General features: G+C 59.5%; 12 protein-coding genes. 8 read left to right on the top strand and 4 right to left on the bottom strand.

The features are described from left to right. The first annotated feature begins 465 nt into the window (after positions 1 to 465). The 8 genes from rpmH (at position 466) to QEH68_RS21755 (ending at position 6,109) form a co-directional block, all read left to right on the top strand. The gene (gene rpmH / locus QEH68_RS21790; protein ID WP_011776797.1) at positions 466 to 603 is read left to right on the top strand and encodes a 50S ribosomal protein L34; all 138 of its coding nucleotides are present in this window, start codon (positions 466 to 468) and stop codon (positions 601 to 603) included. Between the two features lie 41 nt (positions 604 to 644). Beyond that, entirely contained in the window at positions 645 to 1,055 is a 411-nt protein-coding gene (rnpA, locus tag QEH68_RS21785; protein ID WP_207595583.1) for a ribonuclease P protein component, read from the top strand. Beyond that, positions 985 to 1,470, top strand: a complete 486-nt coding sequence (yidD, locus tag QEH68_RS21780) for a membrane protein insertion efficiency factor YidD (protein WP_207595582.1) — start codon at positions 985 to 987, stop codon at positions 1,468 to 1,470. Before rnpA ends, yidD begins: the two co-directional genes overlap by 71 nt. 16 nt (positions 1,471 to 1,486) lie before the next feature. Continuing rightward, positions 1,487 to 2,470 (top strand): membrane protein insertase YidC, encoded by a 984-nt coding sequence (gene yidC, locus QEH68_RS21775; RefSeq protein ID WP_280625216.1) that lies wholly within the window; start codon positions 1,487 to 1,489, stop codon positions 2,468 to 2,470. Beyond that, complete coding sequence (locus tag QEH68_RS21770; protein ID WP_089597070.1) at positions 2,470 to 3,021, top strand: R3H domain-containing nucleic acid-binding protein; 552 nt, start codon at positions 2,470 to 2,472, stop codon at positions 3,019 to 3,021. Before yidC ends, QEH68_RS21770 begins: the two co-directional genes overlap by 1 nt. A gap of 6 nt (positions 3,022 to 3,027) precedes the next feature. Beyond that, complete coding sequence (rsmG, locus tag QEH68_RS21765; protein ID WP_207595580.1) at positions 3,028 to 3,678, top strand: 16S rRNA (guanine(527)-N(7))-methyltransferase RsmG; 651 nt, start codon at positions 3,028 to 3,030, stop codon at positions 3,676 to 3,678. 87 nt (positions 3,679 to 3,765) lie between these two features. After that, complete coding sequence (locus QEH68_RS21760) at positions 3,766 to 4,821, top strand: ParA family protein (RefSeq protein WP_280625212.1); 1,056 nt, start codon at positions 3,766 to 3,768, stop codon at positions 4,819 to 4,821. Between the two features lie 67 nt (positions 4,822 to 4,888). Then, positions 4,889 to 6,109, top strand: coding sequence for a ParB/RepB/Spo0J family partition protein (locus QEH68_RS21755; RefSeq protein ID WP_280625210.1), 1,221 nt, complete (start codon positions 4,889 to 4,891; stop codon positions 6,107 to 6,109). A gap of 5,515 nt (positions 6,110 to 11,624) precedes the next feature. On the opposite strand, the gene trxA is transcribed toward QEH68_RS21755, so the two are convergent. The 4 genes from trxA to murJ form a co-directional block, all read right to left on the bottom strand. Continuing rightward, the gene (gene trxA, locus QEH68_RS21750) at positions 11,625 to 11,951 is read right to left on the bottom strand and encodes a thioredoxin (protein WP_021473158.1); all 327 of its coding nucleotides are present in this window, start codon (positions 11,949 to 11,951) and stop codon (positions 11,625 to 11,627) included. A gap of 34 nt (positions 11,952 to 11,985) precedes the next feature. Then, positions 11,986 to 12,942: a thioredoxin-disulfide reductase gene (trxB, locus tag QEH68_RS21745; RefSeq protein ID WP_207595578.1), complete on the bottom strand. Its 957-nt coding sequence runs from the start codon at positions 12,940 to 12,942 to the stop codon at positions 11,986 to 11,988. 229 nt (positions 12,943 to 13,171) lie between these two features. Further along, positions 13,172 to 14,914, bottom strand: coding sequence for an ABC transporter substrate-binding protein (locus QEH68_RS21740; RefSeq protein ID WP_280625202.1), 1,743 nt, complete (start codon positions 14,912 to 14,914; stop codon positions 13,172 to 13,174). A gap of 141 nt (positions 14,915 to 15,055) precedes the next feature. After that, positions 15,056 to 17,068 carry a murein biosynthesis integral membrane protein MurJ gene (gene murJ / locus QEH68_RS21735; RefSeq protein ID WP_280625199.1) on the bottom strand — a complete coding sequence of 671 codons (2,013 nt, stop codon included), beginning with the start codon at positions 17,066 to 17,068 and terminating at the stop codon, positions 15,056 to 15,058.

Raw genomic sequence — 17,068 nt, 5'->3', positions numbered from 1 at the left:
CAATCAGTTCCTAAATACTTGCTTGCCGGCGTTGCTGGCAGCCGAAGTGTCTCCGGCGGCGCTGTTCTGGGCGATAATCCACAGAGTTATACACAGCGGGTGGACATTGGGCTACTGAGCCACTCTAGGGGATGAAATCGCTAGAAGATAGCTGGGAAGTTGCCTGTGGATAATTACACCGTTGTTGTTCCGGATTGTGGCCTGTGAGCCACTTCATCCACAGGCTGGGAACGGGGGTTGGGCACAGCTGTGGATAGCTCTGCAGCAGGCTCCCGGTTTGACTGTGGGTGCCTTTTTGCCCTAACGTTGTGAAGTCCTTTGTGTCCGCTTTTGAGATCAGTTGTAACTCCGTACGTTCACCGTGCGGAAGGCAACGGCGGCAGGCACATACAAAACTTAGCGTCGGCCAGTTCTTCCCCTTTTTTGATCGGGTGGGCGCACCTTTGATCCACTGGAGTAACTAACGTGAGCAAGCGGACTTTTCAGCCGAATAACCGCCGTCGGGCCAAGAAGCACGGCTTCCGCCTTCGTATGCGCACCCGTGCCGGCCGCGCCATCCTGGCTGCCCGTCGCGGCAAGGGCCGCGTCGAACTGTCGGCGTAAATAACTGACTTGTCGGTCAGGGTCTTTTTGCGGGTTCGACGGTGCTAGCCACCCCTAACCGTCTGCGGACGTCTACCGACTTTTCAACAACTGTACGTTCCGGCGTCCGCAATGGACGCCGGAACTTAGTGTTATATACGGCCTCTATCGGGGCCGGGGAGCCGAGTCGAATCGGCTTCATTGTCTCCAAAGCCGTCGGGAACGCCGTGACCAGGAACCTCGTTAAGAGGAGACTGAGAGAAGCAGGCGCTCTTTCCTTGCACAAGCATGGAACGGGTCTGGCGGTGGTGGTCCGGGCGTTGCCCGCAGCTGCATCTGCCAGCTGGGAGCAACTGCTCTCGGACTACAACGCCGCACTGGCAGTGACGACGAAGCGATTGAGTGGCTCAGCTCCACGCAACGCTTCGACTGAACACAACGGCACCACAACGGAAGGGACACCGCGTGCATGACATAAGCACCGCCGTCGTTCCTTCCTCAAGCGACCCCTCCGGCAAGGTTCCCCCCAGGAATCTGCCGGCGGCGGTCGGCACGTTCCTCTGGGAGCTGCCCCGCAACATTCTTATCCTCTTGCTGAAGACGTACCGCAAGGTCATCTCGCCCCTGTACGGCCAGGTGTGCCGTTTCTTTCCCTCTTGCTCCGCGTACGCGCTGGAAGCAGTAACGGTGCATGGCGCCGTGAAGGGCAGCTGGCTCGCAGCCAAAAGGCTCGCCAAATGTCACCCTTGGAACGCTGGTGGAGTGGACCATGTCCCCGCCGGCCATCGTCATTGGCCTGAAGGCCGGACGCCCACAATTGTTGTACTGAACAATCCGGACCAGTTCCTGGCTGCTCAGGCTGATGAAGAAGGCCGCTCGGCGGCCTAACGAATAGGGATATCGTATGGACTTCTTTGAAACAATCATGTTTCCGTTCAAGTGGCTGGTGTCAATCATCATGGTTGGCTTCCACGAGGGACTGAGCTTCATTGGCCTGCCCGCCGCGAACGGCTGGACGTGGACTCTGTCCATCATCGGCCTCGTGTTGGTGATCCGTGCCGCCCTGATCCCGGTCTTCGTCAAGCAGATCAAAGCGCAGCGCGGCATGCAGCTGCTGCAGCCGGACCTGAAGAAGCTTCAGACCAAATACAAGGGCAAGACCGATCAGCTGTCCCGCCAGGCAATGGCGCAGGAACAGATGGCCCTGTACAAGAAGCACGGCACCAACCCGTTCTCGGCATGTTTGCCGATGCTGATTCAGATGCCGTTCTTCTTCGCGCTGTTCCAGGTGTTGTCGGGTATCTCGACGAACGCCAAGCAGGGCCAGGGCGTTGGCGCGATGAGCCATGAGCAGGTAGTCCAGTTCGACTCGTCCAGCATCTTCGGTGCGCCACTGTCGGCTTCGCTACTCCACGGTGACCCCAGCGGCGGTAACAGTGCCGTGGCTGTTTGGGTATTGAGTATCGTGATGATCATTGCCATGACGGCCTCGCAGTTCATCACCCAGAAGCAAATCATGGCCAAGAACATGTCCGAAGAGGCCATGGCCAGCCCGTTCATGCGCCAGCAGAAAATGATGCTTTACATCCTGCCGCTCGTGTTCGGTATTGGTGGCATCAACTTCCCCATCGGTGTCCTCATCTACTGGACCACCACCAACCTGTGGACCATGGGCCAGCAGTTCTTCGTCATCCGCCGCATGCCTACCCCGGGTTCCCCTGCCGCCAAGGCACTGGAGGAGCGCCGTGCCGCCAAGGGCCTGCCGCCGCTGCTGGGTGGCAAGAAGACCGCGGACGCCGCCGCTGAAGCCGAAGCAGCTGCCGCGGCAGCGGCCGAGATCCGGGCACAGCGCGTCCAGCCACAACGTAAGAACAGGAAGAAGAAGTAATGTCTGCCGAGAGCACTGAGGAAGTTATCGCCGCTGTGACTGAAGACCAGGACGAGACCCAGGAAGAGACGCAGTCCAAGACGGCCAGTCGTCTTGAAGAAGAAGGCGACATTGCCGCCGACTACCTCGAGGAACTTCTGGATATTGCCGATATCGACGGCGATATCGACATTGAGGTCCGCAACGGACGCACGTACATCTCCATTGGTGCCGATGAAGAGTCGGCCGCATTGGACAGCCTCGTAGGACGTGACGGCGAGGTTCTGGAGGCCCTGCAGGAGCTGGCCCGCCTCTCGGTCCTTTCCGCTACCGAAAGCCGTTCACGCCTGGTGCTGGACATCAACGGCTACCGTAAGGAGCGCGCGGGCGTGCTTCAGCAGATCGCTGAAGACGCCGTTGCCAAGGTCAAGGCCGACGGCGGTACGGTGGCCCTTGAGCCGATGAGCGCTTACGAGCGAAAGATTGTCCACGACGCCGTCGCTGACCTCGGATTCGTTTCCGAGTCTGAAGGCGAAGGCGCCGGCCGCCACATCGTCGTTTCGGCTGACTAGCAGCTCATGGTTGAAATTACCGCAGCTGAACTTGAAGCGGCAGAGAAGATCTTTGGGGAGCGCTTGGATCTTGCCAAGCGCTACGTGGAACACCTCGCCACCTCCGGAACTGAGCGCGGGCTGATTGGCCCGCGTGAGATTCCGCGTTTGTGGAGTCGCCACGTACTGAACTGTGCAGTCATTGAAACTGCAATTGCTATGGACAGCCACGTCGCCGACGTTGGATCCGGTGCAGGCCTGCCGGGTCTTTGCCTGGCAATTGCACGCCCGGACCTTGAACTGACGTTGATTGAGCCGCTTGAGCGTCGTGTCATCTGGCTCCAGGAAGTCGTAGATGACCTGGGCCTGGACAACGTCACCATCATGAGGACGCGTGCTGAGCTGGCCGTTGGAATGGTGGACGCCGATGTTGTGACGGCGCGGGCTGTTTCTGCGCTCAGCAACCTGGCGGGCCTGACGATTCCCCTTTTGAACGGCCGCGGCGAAGTTGTGGCCATCAAGGGTCGCAGCGCTGCCGAAGAAATTGAGAAAGCCAAGAAGGTCATCCGCAAACTTGGCGGCGTGGAAACGTCGGTTGTGGTTTGTGGACAGGAGCTTTTGGAGGAACCCACCACTGTGGTGAGGATTATCGTCAACAAGCCCGGAAAGACGGCCTGAGACCCGCTCGGTTTCCCGCGTGTCGGCGGCTGAGCAGTTAGGCTAGAGAACGGCAGCAAGCGCCGAATGAGAGTGAGAGTGTGACCAGTGGGCAGTAGTGAAACCTCCACGCAGCGAATCCCCCCGTTTATGTCGTTGGGGTCAGCTCGGGCAATGGCTACACCCTCTGCGTCTCTTCAGTCTGCAATCGTGCGCACTAATTCGGTTGATAATGCCGCTGTTTCACGTGAAACCGTATCTGATGGAGTGCATAACGTGATGGATTCCATTGATGACTCGAGTCCCATCGCCCGTCAGCTGGCACACGAGACCCGTCGGCGTGAACGGCTGGTGGGCAGGGAACTGCCAAAGCCGGATAAAACCCGCATCTTCACGGTTTCCAATCAAAAAGGTGGGGTCGGTAAGACGACCACCACCGTGAACATCGCTGCCGCCCTGGCCTCCGCCGGCCTCAACGTCTTGGTGATTGATATTGATCCACAGGGCAACGCGTCAACGGCTCTGGGCATTGAGCACCACGCCGACGTTGACAGTATCTACGACGTCCTGATCAACGACCTTCCCCTGAAGGACGTTGTGGCCCCTTGCCCAGATATTCCCAACCTGATCTGCGCACCCGCCACCATCCATCTTGCCGGTGCTGAAATCGAGCTGGTTTCATTGGTTGCCCGGGAACAGAGGCTCCGGCGAGCCATCGACGTCTACGCCAAGGAGCGGGAGAAGAACGGCGAGAGCCGCTTGGACTTCATCTTTATTGACTGCCCGCCCAGCCTCGGGCTGCTGACGGTCAACGCCTTCTGTGCCGCAAGTGAAGTCCTTATCCCCATCCAGTGCGAGTACTACGCCTTGGAAGGATTGAGCCAGCTTCTCAAGAACATCGAAATGATCCAGAAGCACCTCAATGCTGACCTGGAGGTGTCCACGATCCTCCTGACCATGTACGACGGCCGAACGAACCTCGCCGCTCAGGTCGCATCCGAGGTACGCCAACACTTCCCCGAACAAGTTCTGGGAGCAGTGGTTCCGCGTTCTGTGCGTATCTCCGAAGCACCCAGCTACCAGCAGACGGTCATGACCTACGATCCTTCGTCGAGCGGCGCGCTCTCCTACATGGAAGCCGCCGCCGAAATCGCTGAACGCTAGAATTCTTGAAACACTGCAACAGCCTGAGCAGTTCCGTGCTCGGCCATTTCATCGGAGGGATGAATCAATGAGCGAAAAGCGAAGGGGCCTCGGTAGGGGTCTTGGGGCTCTCATTCCTAGCTCGGCCGCGGCCCAGGGAAACGGCGTGGCGCCATCCCGTCCTGTGGATCTGTTCTTCCCGGAAGCCCGGAAGTCCGAAGAGCCGGCAGTAGAAGCTCCGATCCAGGACTCCGCTGCTGTGGAGCCGTCAAAGGAGTCGGCAGCGACGCCGGCCGCTGCCAAGGCTCCAGCGCCCAAAGCGGCAGCTTCCAAGGCGTCAACCAAGTCCGCCACCTCCAAGACATCTGCATCGAAGCCTGCCCCCAAGCGAGCGTCAGTGCCCTCTGATCACACGACGGATGAATCGGAGCCGGCAAAGGCCGCAACCAAGTCCACTACTCGCTCGACACCGGACGTGGAGCTGGTTGAAGTTCCTGGTGCTCGCTTTGCGGAGATTCCGGTCGGTGACATCCATCCGAACCGTAAACAGCCGCGTTCGGTCTTCGATGAAGATGACATGGCCGAGCTGGTTCACTCCGTTCGCGAAATCGGCGTCCTCCAGCCAATTGTTGTACGTACTTCAACCGAAAAGGGTGGAGAACCGTATGAATTGGTCATGGGTGAGCGTCGCTGGCGTGCGGTACAGGCCGCAGGGCTCGAAACCATCCCTGCGATCGTCCGCGATACCACTGACGACGACCTCCTTCGCGACGCTTTGCTGGAAAACCTCCACCGCAGCCAGCTGAACCCTCTGGAAGAGGCTGCTGCCTATCAGCAGCTCTTGGAAGACTTTGGGACCACTCACGAACAGCTTGCAGACCGCATAGGTCGCTCTCGGCCGCAGGTGTCCAACACACTCCGTTTGCTGAAGCTCCCGCCCCTGGTCCAGCGGCGTGTAGCAGCGAGTGTTTTGTCGGCCGGCCATGCGCGGGCACTCTTGGCCCTGCCGGACGCCGCTGCGATGGAACGCCTGGCTCAGAAGATTGTGGCCGAGGGGATGTCTGTGAGGGCAACAGAAGAGGCAGTGGCTCTCTATCAAGATCCTACTGCTCCCGCCAAGAGCAGTATCCCGAAACCCAATGCGCGCCACGAGCGTTTGGACTACTTGGCGTCGTCACTCTCGGACCGCCTGGACACCAATGTGAAGATTACTTTGGGTGCACGCAAAGGCCGAGTCAGCATTGAGTTCGCCAGCGTTGAGGATCTCAACCGCATCATGGATGTGCTTGGGCCCGGCACCGAAGGCTAAATTGTAGTGAACCAACTGAATGGGGCTTACTCGTCGAGTAGGCCCCATTTTGGTTTTCGATCATCCGCAGTTTTCGTACCTTCCCAGTTTTGCTCTACGTATTGTGCACAGATAGGCCTTTCCGTATTTTCTACGGGAGTCCTTGCGGAGGGCACTGATTGATTCAGCGCCATAAACCAACCAGTCGCGTGGCATCCTCATGGCTTTTGCTACGGGTTCCTAGGGCCGTATGAGTCGATTTGGCCGAAAAGGACTCTCTTGGTCGGTGGGTAGATGCTGTGCTCGGCAGGGTCCTGGATACCGGGATTTGCGGACGTTACGCCTTCGTAGAGCATTCACCCCACCGTCTGTGGCTGGGATACGTTGTTCGCTCAAGATTTCCCTATACTCACCGTGAAGCGACACGGGCGAAACATGTTTCACGTGAAACATTCGAGAGACCCCCTGAGGTGCCTGGTCGAGGAAGTTCGAAGTGCGCGTGGAGATGGGTTGAGCGTTGGCACTCTGCAGGTCTCCCCCCGTTGCTTTAGGCGACGGCGGAGGGTGCGTAAGAAGGCTTATGGCATGCGGCCCGCGCCGTGCCCGATTGTGGTCCATGATTCGCAACGCTTTCCGAATGCCGGTGGAGTTGTGCGCCAATGCTGCGTAGGGAACCCGTCTGGAGCAAACCCCCGTCAGTGGATTTTCACCACACATGAACACTTACCCCAGTTCTGCGCGGATCCCCAGGCTGCTCTTCTCTAGTAGCCGAGGGCACGCGCGTATCTGAACTTTCGGCTGAAGCTTCTGTTTCACGTGAAACACACTCTTATTAGCTCGGTGGCGTGAAATCGATCTTCGGCTAAGCAGTGGTTCGGCCGTCGGGATATTGGCATTGCGGTTTCTTGGAGATGGTGAAGTCTCATGCAACATCGGATATCCAGCGTCTAGAACCAGGGTTTGTACCTTTGGCATACGCGGGGGAATTGAGCCGGTTCCGGGCACGCTCATCTCTGGCGCTGTTTCACGTGAAACAACTGAGTCTAAGGTTCGGCTATGAAACCGCAAAAGGTAAGGATTGGCTGGTAGGGACACCGAATCCAATTCGAAGGTATGTGATCTCCTTTCACAACCGATGGTTCAAGAGCGAGTCGACTAGATGGCCACAATTCTCGCCGGGGTTCGGTTCTTCCGTCGACCATATCGCCCGAAGGTCGGAGCAAGGCTATTTGGCAGTACGACGCGCAACAGTTTGCGTCCCCAAAATTGACGATCCTGGAACCAAGAATGTATCAATGCGGAACAGCTGATGCGTAGCTAGCTTGCCTCCTAGCCAAAGCCTAACGGTTCGCGGCCCTTGGCTAATAGGCCAGCAGCAGACTCCTCCATGTCCTTAGGGGTTCCGCGTCGTCGCTCTCCAGGACAGCACATCGAGGCCTCTCCCACTCGCGCTCGAGCCGGCAGTGGTTGCCGGAGATGCTGCCACGACCACTGTCCTATCGCAGGCGTAACGGATTGCCAGGGCTGAGGCGTTGTGTTCAGCTTTACGCGCTCTACCAAATCCGCTCGGGCTGATGAGAGAGGCATTGGGGTCTTCGAACAGACTGGCCCTCTCCCAGTGCTGGGCCGGTGAGTGCTTGGCGGCTATCAGGCAGGCACGCTTCCCTCGGCGTCAATGGGCGTTGGCACTTAGGCTAACCGCCAGGAACTTGGGCAGCTGGTTCCTCCGCAGCGTCGCGAGGAACTTCACATCTGTGGCCCTTGAGCTCGTGTGTCCGGCGCTAACAGGCACCAACGGGCTACTACTGCGTACAGCAGCAGGTGTTGACGAATCTGGCATGCCTGTCGAGGCTGGTCCCATCCTTAGCTTCGTAGACGGGGGCTGTCACTGTGCCGGTACCCCCAATGTGGCCGTCGAGCAGACGGAAATAGTCCCCCGACTAATGCCTATGCCCCCACCGTTACAGCATTGACCCTCCAAGTTGGAGTACGGATCCGTCAGGCAACGTTCGGGCGGGAGGCTTTCCGTAAGGTCGTATTCCCCCGGGACGTGTACATGTACCTAGCCCCTGGACGCGTTGATGAGACGCTGTGAACCGGATTGGTCAGATGTCGCCCGGGCCGGCGCGTACTCGTCTCTTTTCATCCTTGTCCTCTTCAGGGAAGACTCCGCTGAGAGCGTTGAGAACTAGACGTGAGCCCTTGGCGACCTATGTTGCTTGCTCCCCCACCGAACATCAACGACTCGTGTTTCACGTGAAACAGGACGTCGACTGGAGCGTCTACACATAGTCGGGAACCTTTAGTTACCTGTGTATATCGTGGTGGATATCATTGTGGATAAGTCTGGGGATAACCTGAGCCGAGCTGCCGTCCCTCTTGAGGCCCAGAGTGTGTTGAGGTGCCGAGGAGCCCTCCTTCCTTCTTTGGTGCTCCTTCTTCAAAAGGGCCCTATCCATGGCGGACTTATCCACCGGCGGCCATAGTCGTAATTCTTCGTGTTTGGCCCCTCGATTCATTGATTTTCCGTATGTACACTCGCGGTGCGTGCCCACTTTTACCTGGTAGGCAGAGAGTAGAAGAATCGACCCTCCTTGGCGGGGTCCCGCCCACTACGGTTCGGCGAAATGATGCCTTGTGAATAATCTCATGGGCGGTGGATAAGCCTGTGGATAAAGCTGTGCACAACTTGCCCCTGTGCGTCGTCCACCGGTGGACAACTGTACCGGGTGAAGCTGCTCCATGATCTCAGCAAGTGTGTCCTGATGCTCTGATGCTTAGCAATGAATGCCGTACCGGATCGCGCATGAAGAGCGTCAACGAGCCGGGGATCCTACGTCGTCGTAGTTTGCCATGGCACCTAAGCTTTGGGATCAATGAGGCGGTCCAGTTGACCGTCCTACTACGCACCGGAGGCCGTTGACTCCCGGCGATTCATCCGATGTCTTAAGTACGACACTCCGCGTGCTCCCACGCGCTGGCTTATGTGATTGAGTGACCCGTATTCTCCAGGGGACTGTGCCTATACGTGTAGGCGGACGCCGCGGGCGTGGGCTGACCCGAACGGCCTAATCCCCTGGACCCGTCCGCCTCTATGCTGGGGCACAACGGTCACAGACACAAGATCGAGCGGTATGGGGCTGCTCGCCTTGTGGCGGAGGGGGGTATGAACTGCTCCCAGGAGCCCTGGACCTGTAAGAGTCAGAGCCTGCTGGAGACGACGTAGTCTTATGATCCATAGAGGATCACTCCTATTCAGGCCGGGACTATGCGGCGTTTCACGTGAAACATTGCGGCGCCGACGGCTGATTGCCTTTGTCGTCCGCATTTGTGCATTTCCCGACGGTGGACATGTTTCGAGTCGTTGCCACGTCTGTTGGCGTCCTGCACGTCGGCAATCGCAGGACGTCTCCGGCCGTCGATTAGAAGACCATCTCTGGACGGCCTGTCTCTTCATTCACTTCTTTCAATTCATGGTGTCTATTCCCCCAGGGGTCCCCTAGGCCCGACCGTAGGCCGTCCTAGGATTCGCGCTTTCCTAATGAGGTCGGTCAGTACCGAACGGCGCGTCGCAGTCGGTGGTGACGGACAACCCTGGACATCGTTGCATTGCAGGTTCACTAGTGATGGAAAGTGCAGCTCGCCCCGACCTGCATTTGATCCATAGCGGGTTTGAGTGTGCTGAAGTACTAAGCCCCTCCGGGAAACCGAGATCAGCACTGAGGCGGCATCTTCTTCCGCTGCTGCGACAAGTTTAGGGTCGCATACCAAGAACGCATCTGCGCATGCTGATGCACGCCTATTTGCCGGTCAAGCCGCTACATCATGGCAAAGCATTCTTGGCATGTGGTCGTGACGGGCTGACGTGTTTCACGTGAAACATGTGGTTCGGTGCGCGCATTGTTCCACGTGCTTGTTCCTCATAGACACGTGGCGGCAGCACATTCAACGTGCATTGGCCCAGAGCTTGTTTGTGGAAAGGCACCGGCGAGCAGAGGGTCCCCGCGTGGATCTGATCCATTGAGCGTGCCCGCACCCCAATCATGCAGGCCGGCGCCCTAGCTTGCCGGATAGTCGCGGCAGCCCCTTTCATCGCCCAAGTCATGATGCATCTATAGGGTGGTTGCAGAACTGTTGGCGGCCTGGATGCACCTTGCTCAGAGTGTTCTCGTTGTTCTCGTGGCCACTGGACCCCAAATAGTCGTTGCATCTGTGTATCCAGGGGCAGGTCCCCGGGGCACCGATCTGAACAGTCTCAAATGGCGTTTCAGAATAGGGCAAGGTACCCCACTCTTTGTGGTTCTTATGAGGACGTTAGGGTGCGCGATTGGGCGTTAGCACGGCTGATGTCCCTTGAGAGTCTCATTCTTGCTCCCTTGCCGCGCAATGCTCCTCAACAGCGACGTAGGCCCGTCAGAGCGAGGTGCACACCCACGAGCTGCCCTGACGCGTTCTTCTGTCAGAAAGGCTCAAGGGCGATGACCAAGGACTCCCGGGATCGCCGAAACTGACAAAAAGTATCCGGAGGATCCTGCGGTTTATGCTCGTCAAGAGCACCTCAATGGCGGGCTTTCGCCACTATTCGGCCGTCACGCCTGGTCGGCCGGTGCCAGGGCCGACCGGCCGGCGCACAATTCATGCGGCCATAACCGAACAATAGAAGCATGTTTCACGTGAAACCTGCGCAAGGTCAAGGGACTATGCGCCTAAGAAGGACTAACCGTCGACGTTTCACGCGAAACGACGGATACGAATCACATTCTGCATCCGTGGGAAAAGCGTGCTGCAGTTAACGTATTTCCGAACCGGGAGTTCCGGCAGTCGCTGGGTTATGAAGCCAGGCTCGGGCGTAGGAATTGGCCTGGTAGTTAGTTCAACTGAATCTGGGGATAGCCGGACAAGACTCCGTGGAGCAATCAGCATCCCCTTTGCTTCGAGCCTCTTTCTGAGCTCTTCACGCTGATGGCTTGCCCTGGCCGGGCGGGGGCACAACGACACGCGTTGTGGTGACCTGTACTGCGGGTAGCGTCATGCCGAAAACGGGCGATCCCACACGCCTATGACCAGGCAACATTGAGTTATTTGCCTGACAGGACGAAGCTGCTGCTACTAGTTTCATTCCCGATTCCCGGGTCCTGGCACCGCACGTCTAAGATCCATAGGGCTCTGGTCAAGCGTGCATCCACTTCAGGATGGTGCATTCAGAAAATGAAGTTCTCCAAGGTCTCCGATCACACAGTGCCGACTAATCACTTCGGATCAGCATGTTACCTCGCAGAACGACGGCCCGAGTGGGATGTGAGAGAGGGTGGGGTTCATGGGCGTGGGATGTGAGAGAGGGTCAAAATTTTGCCTACCCCAGGTAGGGAGAAGTGAAAAGCACCCCTCGAGCATACTGCAGGCCCACTACGGTAACGGGACCAGGAAAAGTAAACGCATATGGTTCATAACCCAATAACGACAAAAAAACCGACGGTTCCCGCTCCGTGAAGAGCAGCAACCGCCGGCTTTATTGGATTAAGGTGAGAAATCGACCCTAGGACAGGACGTCCGCGAATTCCTTCTCGAAGAACTGCTTCGGCTTGGCGCCGATGACAGTGCTCTTCACTTCTCCCCCACTGAACAGGTACACAGCCGGGATGGACGTGATGCCGTACTCGGCCGCGATGGCAGGGTTGTCGTCGACGTTGAGCTTCACAACATCAACTTTGTCGCCGTACTCGACGGAGATCTCGTCAAGGATGGGACCGAGCTTGCGGCAAGGGCCACACCACTCTGCCCAGAAGTCCACGATGACCGGCTTCTCTGAAGCCAGGACATCAGTGCTGAAGCTTGCGTCAGTTACGTCTTTTGCGTTGCTCATAACTTTTCCCTTCGTATGGTTGCTTGGTTGCAGCTTAGGAGTGCAAGTCTGCGAGGTAGTGCTCAACATCGAGGGCCGCTACACAACCGGAGCCCGAAGCCGTGATGGCCTGGCGGTAGGTGGGGTCGATGACGTCGCCCGCGGCGAAGACACCCTTGATGTTGGTCCGGGAGCTGCGGCCTTCCACGGCGATGGTTCCCTCGGGGGTCAGATCAACTTTGCCCTTGATGAGGTCCGTGCGGGGATCGTTGCCGATAGCGACGAAGACCCCGGTGACGGCGAGCTCGGATTCGGTGCCATCCACAAGGTTCTTCAGTTTCAGACCAGTGACCTTGTCTTCACCCAGAACGTCCTCCACCGCGGTGTTCCACACGAAATTGATCTTCTCGTGGGCCTGAGCGCGATCGCCCATGATCTTCGAAGCCTTGAGTGTGTCGCGTCGGTGGACCACCGTGACAGACTTTGCGAATTTGGTGAGGAACAGTGCTTCCTCCATGGCCGAGTCGCCACCACCGATTACAGCGATGTCCTGATCCTTGAAGAAGAAACCATCGCAGGTTGCACACCAGCTAACGCCGTGGCCTGAGAGGCGCTTTTCGTTCGCCAAGCCGAGCTCGCGGTAGGCCGAACCGGTGGACAGGATGATGGCCTTCGCCTGGAAGGTCTCACCCGTACCGATAGTCACGGTCTTGATGTCGCCGTCGAGGTCCAATTCGGTGACGTCCTCGAACTGGATTTCGGTACCGAAACGCGCGGCCTGCTTTTCGAAGTTCTCCATAAGGTCCGGGCCCATGATGCCGTCGGGGAAGCCCGGGTAGTTTTCCACGTCTGTGGTGTTCATGAGTTCGCCACCAGCGGTGACGGAACCGGCAATGAGCAGAGGCTTCATGTTGGCACGGGCGGTGTAAACAGCGGCTGTGTAGCCGGCGGGGCCTGAACCTACGATGATGACGTCACGCACCTGCGATGCGCTGTTTTCTGCAATGCTCACGTGGCGTGAACCTCTTCCTTAGTCGATGCTGCGGCTTTCGGGGCAGCCACCTGACTCAACCCCGGTTGCACCCCAAATATTCCGTTGGGGATGGGGACCCTGAAAGCCACCATTGTTAAGGGTACCGTCTGCGCGCATGCCGATAATAAGCGGTGACGCCACTACGGATGAAAGTAGAGGCCGTTCTGACGAGTCACAACGGCCTCTACTACTACTTGGTTGGGTGGGGCTACTGGACCGTGACCTCTGCCAAACGCAGGCCGAATCCGAAACGGGTCTTCGGTGCAGCCAGCTTGGGCAAGGCCTTGATGTCCACAATGACGTACTGGGTCTGCGTCGGCGCCGCCAAGGGCATTGTCAGTTCCGGGGACGTGAAGCTGTTGGTGCCTACCAGCTTGGCTCCGTCCATGGCAGGGCGGTCGTTGGTGTAAACGCTGATGCTGCCGCCGGATCCACCCAACTGGTTCAGCACGATGGACTTAACCTCAGTCTTTTCCTTGAGCTCGATCACCAGCGGCATGTTGGTGACGAGTCCACCCCAGTCGGCTGTGGCGAATTCCATGTCTGACCAGTAGCTTGCCGCGTTGCCGTCGAAGGCCCTGGCGAGGTCTTTGTCGTACGTGGCCGCGAAGGGGAAGTCACCGAGACGGGAAATGCCCTCGATGGCAGGCGGTGTGGCCGGTGACGCCGTCTCCGTAGGAGTTGGCTCCTCGGATTGCTGCGTGCTGCTGGTTTGAGGTGCAGAGGTGCTCTGCGTGGCCGCAGGGGCACCGCTGGGAAGGAGGCTGCCCAGGTTGGTGACGGCAAGGACAAGTCCCACGATCAACACAGCAGCAAGCAACCCACCGACGAGCCAACGGAGGGAACGTGGCTCCTTCTCCGGAGCGTCGTCCTCGTACACTTCCTCGTCGTCGTAGTCTTCCTGCACAGCGGCCGACGCCGGGAAGCTGCTGGGGGCACGGTCGTAAGAGGAGTCTGCGGTGCCTCGTGCAGCGGCTGCGGTACCAGCCGCGGCGCCGCCAGCGGCAGCACCTCCAGCAAAGCCGTAGTCCTCTTCGGACCACAACGAAACCTTGGGTTCGGCCGGTTCACGCGTTGGTGCCGGCTGGGCATTGACTGCCTGTGTTCGCGGCTGTGTTGGCGGTTGCGCCGGGGCTGCCGGCGGAGCCTGAGGAGGTGTTGGCTGTGATGTCACGGCCTGCGTTGGCGGCTGAGCCGATGCACCCGACCCCGCAGCACCCGATGAAGAAGCGCTTGAAGCAGCGGCACCCGAGCCGGAGTCAGCGGCACTATTGCCGGCGACCGCACCACTGTCGGCGGCAGCACCGGCGTCGTGGTTCTTGGATCCCGAGTTCTTCCACGCGGCCAAACCGGCGGCACCAGCGCCGGCGGCGGCAGCAGCCAGTTTGCCGGCGATGCCGCTCTTGGATGATGACGGGCTGGAAGCTGGTCTCGGAGGCACGTTGCTGCCCTGGGGAGCGGCAGCAGGATCGGCATCGCCCTCACGGTGAATCGGGTAGCCGTTTTCGTCGTACTGGATGTACTCGGCGTCGTGTTCGTCGTCTTCGTACAAGCCGTCGTAGGTTTCAGGCTCATAGGTCCGTGGCTGGCCGAAGATCTCGCTTCCGAGCGTTTCAGTGAAGAACGGCTCGATGTACGGCGGGTTGGTCGCGACCACCAGGTCCAGCAAATCGGGAGCGCTGCTGTGGTTGGTGATGAGGTAGGTGGTGTTGTCGCTGACGCCGAGGTCCAGGATCTGGACATGGCCGGGGCGTTCCCCCGTGGCGACTTCACGGGCGCTCTGGGCAACCTGCTCAGCGTTTCCGGGGCCGGCGACAAGGATGCTCACGGGACGGTTGAGGACCTGGTCCACGCCGTCGAGCACCTGATCTTGGTCATGCGAGGTCAACACATTGGCTGTGACCTTGTAGCGGCCGCCAAGTACTGATCCGACGTCGATCGGGTGGGACACGTGTTCCTCCTAGGCTGTCCGGGAGTTGCGGGCCCTGCACGCGGCCGGCCCGGCGAGCCGGTTCAACCGCTTTTGCAACTACCTGTATTCATTTTCTAGCCTAGCCGATTGATGCCCTGCGCCCACGTTGGCGCCACCGGCTCACTTCCGGTGGTTTCCGCGGGTTGGGAAGTAGGGATTGCGCCCGGCATCGCCTTGGTAGGTGCGTCGGCCTGGCAACGGCACCTGTGGGCGGAACCTGCTGCCCCGGGCTGTGCTCGGGGCGTCCTCTTCCGGAAGGTAGGTTTTGGGGGCGTCCGGAACGTCAGGGGTGGGCTGGGGAGCAATGCGTTCCACAGCTGGGCCTGCACGGTAGGACGCGGCGTCGAACTCTCCCGAGATGCGCGGAATCAAACCGGTATCGTCCGAAACAGTGGCGCGTGCCGCCGTCGTGGGTTCCGCAACGGCGCCGGTCACCGGCGCGGGGGCGCCGCGTCCGAAGCGTCCCATGAGCGGCCGCATGAGGTCGCGGAGTTCGGTGACATGGAAGACGCGGAGCAGGACCAGGTAGGCGAGCAGCATGACGGGCCCGACGACGGCCACCGTTACCAGGGCGGCCGGGCGGCTGCTCCACGCAAAACCGTCGGCACGGTAGCTGCCGAGCAGCCACAGGGCGCCGGCGCCCGCAAGCGCGGAACCGAGGCCGGCGTAGCCCATGCGGATGTACGAATTGGCGATGCGGGGGCCGTCGAGGTGCCCCAGCATCCGGCGCAGGAACATCACGCTGATCACCACGGACAGAATGTTGCCCAATGTGTACAGGATGGCGATCGCGTAAATGATCTGCCCGACAGGGAGGAACTGGATGAAGAACGCACCCACCACGTAGATCACGGCCAGCCACAGCTGGACGTACAGGGGTGTGCGGGCGTCCTCATTGGCGTAGAACACGCGGGACATCATGAAGTTCGCGCTCAGGAACGGGGTGCTGAGGGCCAGGATGGTGAGCGTTTGGGCCAGCATGACACCGTCCTGCGGCTCGCCACCGGAGAAGAACATGCCCAGCGGACCAGCCAAGGCGAACAGCGCCAGGGCACCGAAAACCGTAGCAACGGCCATAGTGCGGAGGCCGTGGGAAAGGGCGTCGCGGAGTTCGGCTTTGTTGCCGTCCTGCGAAGCGCGTGTCATGCGGTTAAAGAGGACGGTGGCCAAGGACAAAGCGATGATCGAGTGCGGCAGCAGATACAGCTGGCTCGCGACTTCCAGGACGGCGTTACCGGGCAGGACAGCAGCTGCGTCCTTGTCCCCGGCGTTGTCGAGGCGGAGCCGCTCGGCACCGGGGATGGTGGCGATCCTCATGACATAAAGGAACGCCAACTGCCCGACGGCGGCAGTCGCCAGGGTCCAGACGCTCAGCTTGGCAGCCTGGCCCAGTCCAACACCGCGCCAACCGAAGCGGGGACGCAGGCCGAGGCGCAGCCGGAAGACCGGGATGAGGAGAATGGCGGTCTGGGCGATCACGCCAAAGGTGGAGAACCCTGCGATCAGGAATGTCTGAGTAGGGCCCCAGTTGTCCAACGTGTGTGGGTTGGTGAGGTTGGAACCAAGGATCCAGATGAACATGCCCAAGCCGGCAATGGCCACCAGGTTATTAAGGATGGGGGCCCACATTGCGGGCCCGAATGCTCCATGGGCGTTCAGCACCTGGGTGAGGAGGGCGTAGAGCCCGTAGAAGAAGATCTGAGGCAGGCACCAGAACGCGAACGTGACTGCGAGGGCCTTTTGCTGCTCGGAGTAGCCCTGGGTGGTGAGGTCAATGACCAGCGGCGCCGCGAGGGTGACCAACGCCGTCAACGCCAAAAGGACCAGTACCGCCAGGGTCAGGAGGCGGCTGATGTAGTCCGCGCCGCGGTCCGGGGCCTTGCTGGCTTTGATGATCTGCGGAACCAGGACGGCATTGAAAACGCCGCCGGCAACCAACAGGAAGATCAGGTTGGGCAGGTTGTTGGCGTTGATAAAGGTGTCATTGACCGTGGAACCCAGGCCGAGTGCTGCGCCCAGCATCCATGTTTTGGCGAAGCCAAGGAACCGGGAAACCAGCGTCCCTGCAGCCATGATGGCGCTGGAACGGGCTTCTCCGGACTGAACGGACTGGGTGGTTTTGGCTTCAGACAT

The sequence above is a fragment of the Paenarthrobacter sp. OM7 genome (assembly GCF_029873575.1).
In the GTDB taxonomy this organism is placed as follows: domain Bacteria; phylum Actinomycetota; class Actinomycetes; order Actinomycetales; family Micrococcaceae; genus Arthrobacter.
This window is presented reverse-complemented; position numbering and strand designations above follow the sequence as displayed.

What these genes read in the sequence shown, in the direction of transcription:
- rsmG (WP_207595580.1), top strand. Translation starts at nt 3,028, where the DNA reads ATGGTTGAAATTACCGCAGCTGAACTTGAAGCGGCAGAGAAGATCTTT.
- murJ (WP_280625199.1), bottom strand. Translation starts at nt 17,068, where the DNA reads ATGTCTGAAGCCAAAACCACCCAGTCCGTTCAGTCCGGAGAAGCCCGT.
- trxA (WP_021473158.1), bottom strand. Translation starts at nt 11,951, where the DNA reads ATGAGCAACGCAAAAGACGTAACTGACGCAAGCTTCAGCACTGATGTC.
- yidC (WP_280625216.1), top strand. Translation starts at nt 1,487, where the DNA reads ATGGACTTCTTTGAAACAATCATGTTTCCGTTCAAGTGGCTGGTGTCA.
- QEH68_RS21755 (WP_280625210.1), top strand. Translation starts at nt 4,889, where the DNA reads ATGAGCGAAAAGCGAAGGGGCCTCGGTAGGGGTCTTGGGGCTCTCATT.
- QEH68_RS21770 (WP_089597070.1), top strand. Translation starts at nt 2,470, where the DNA reads ATGTCTGCCGAGAGCACTGAGGAAGTTATCGCCGCTGTGACTGAAGAC.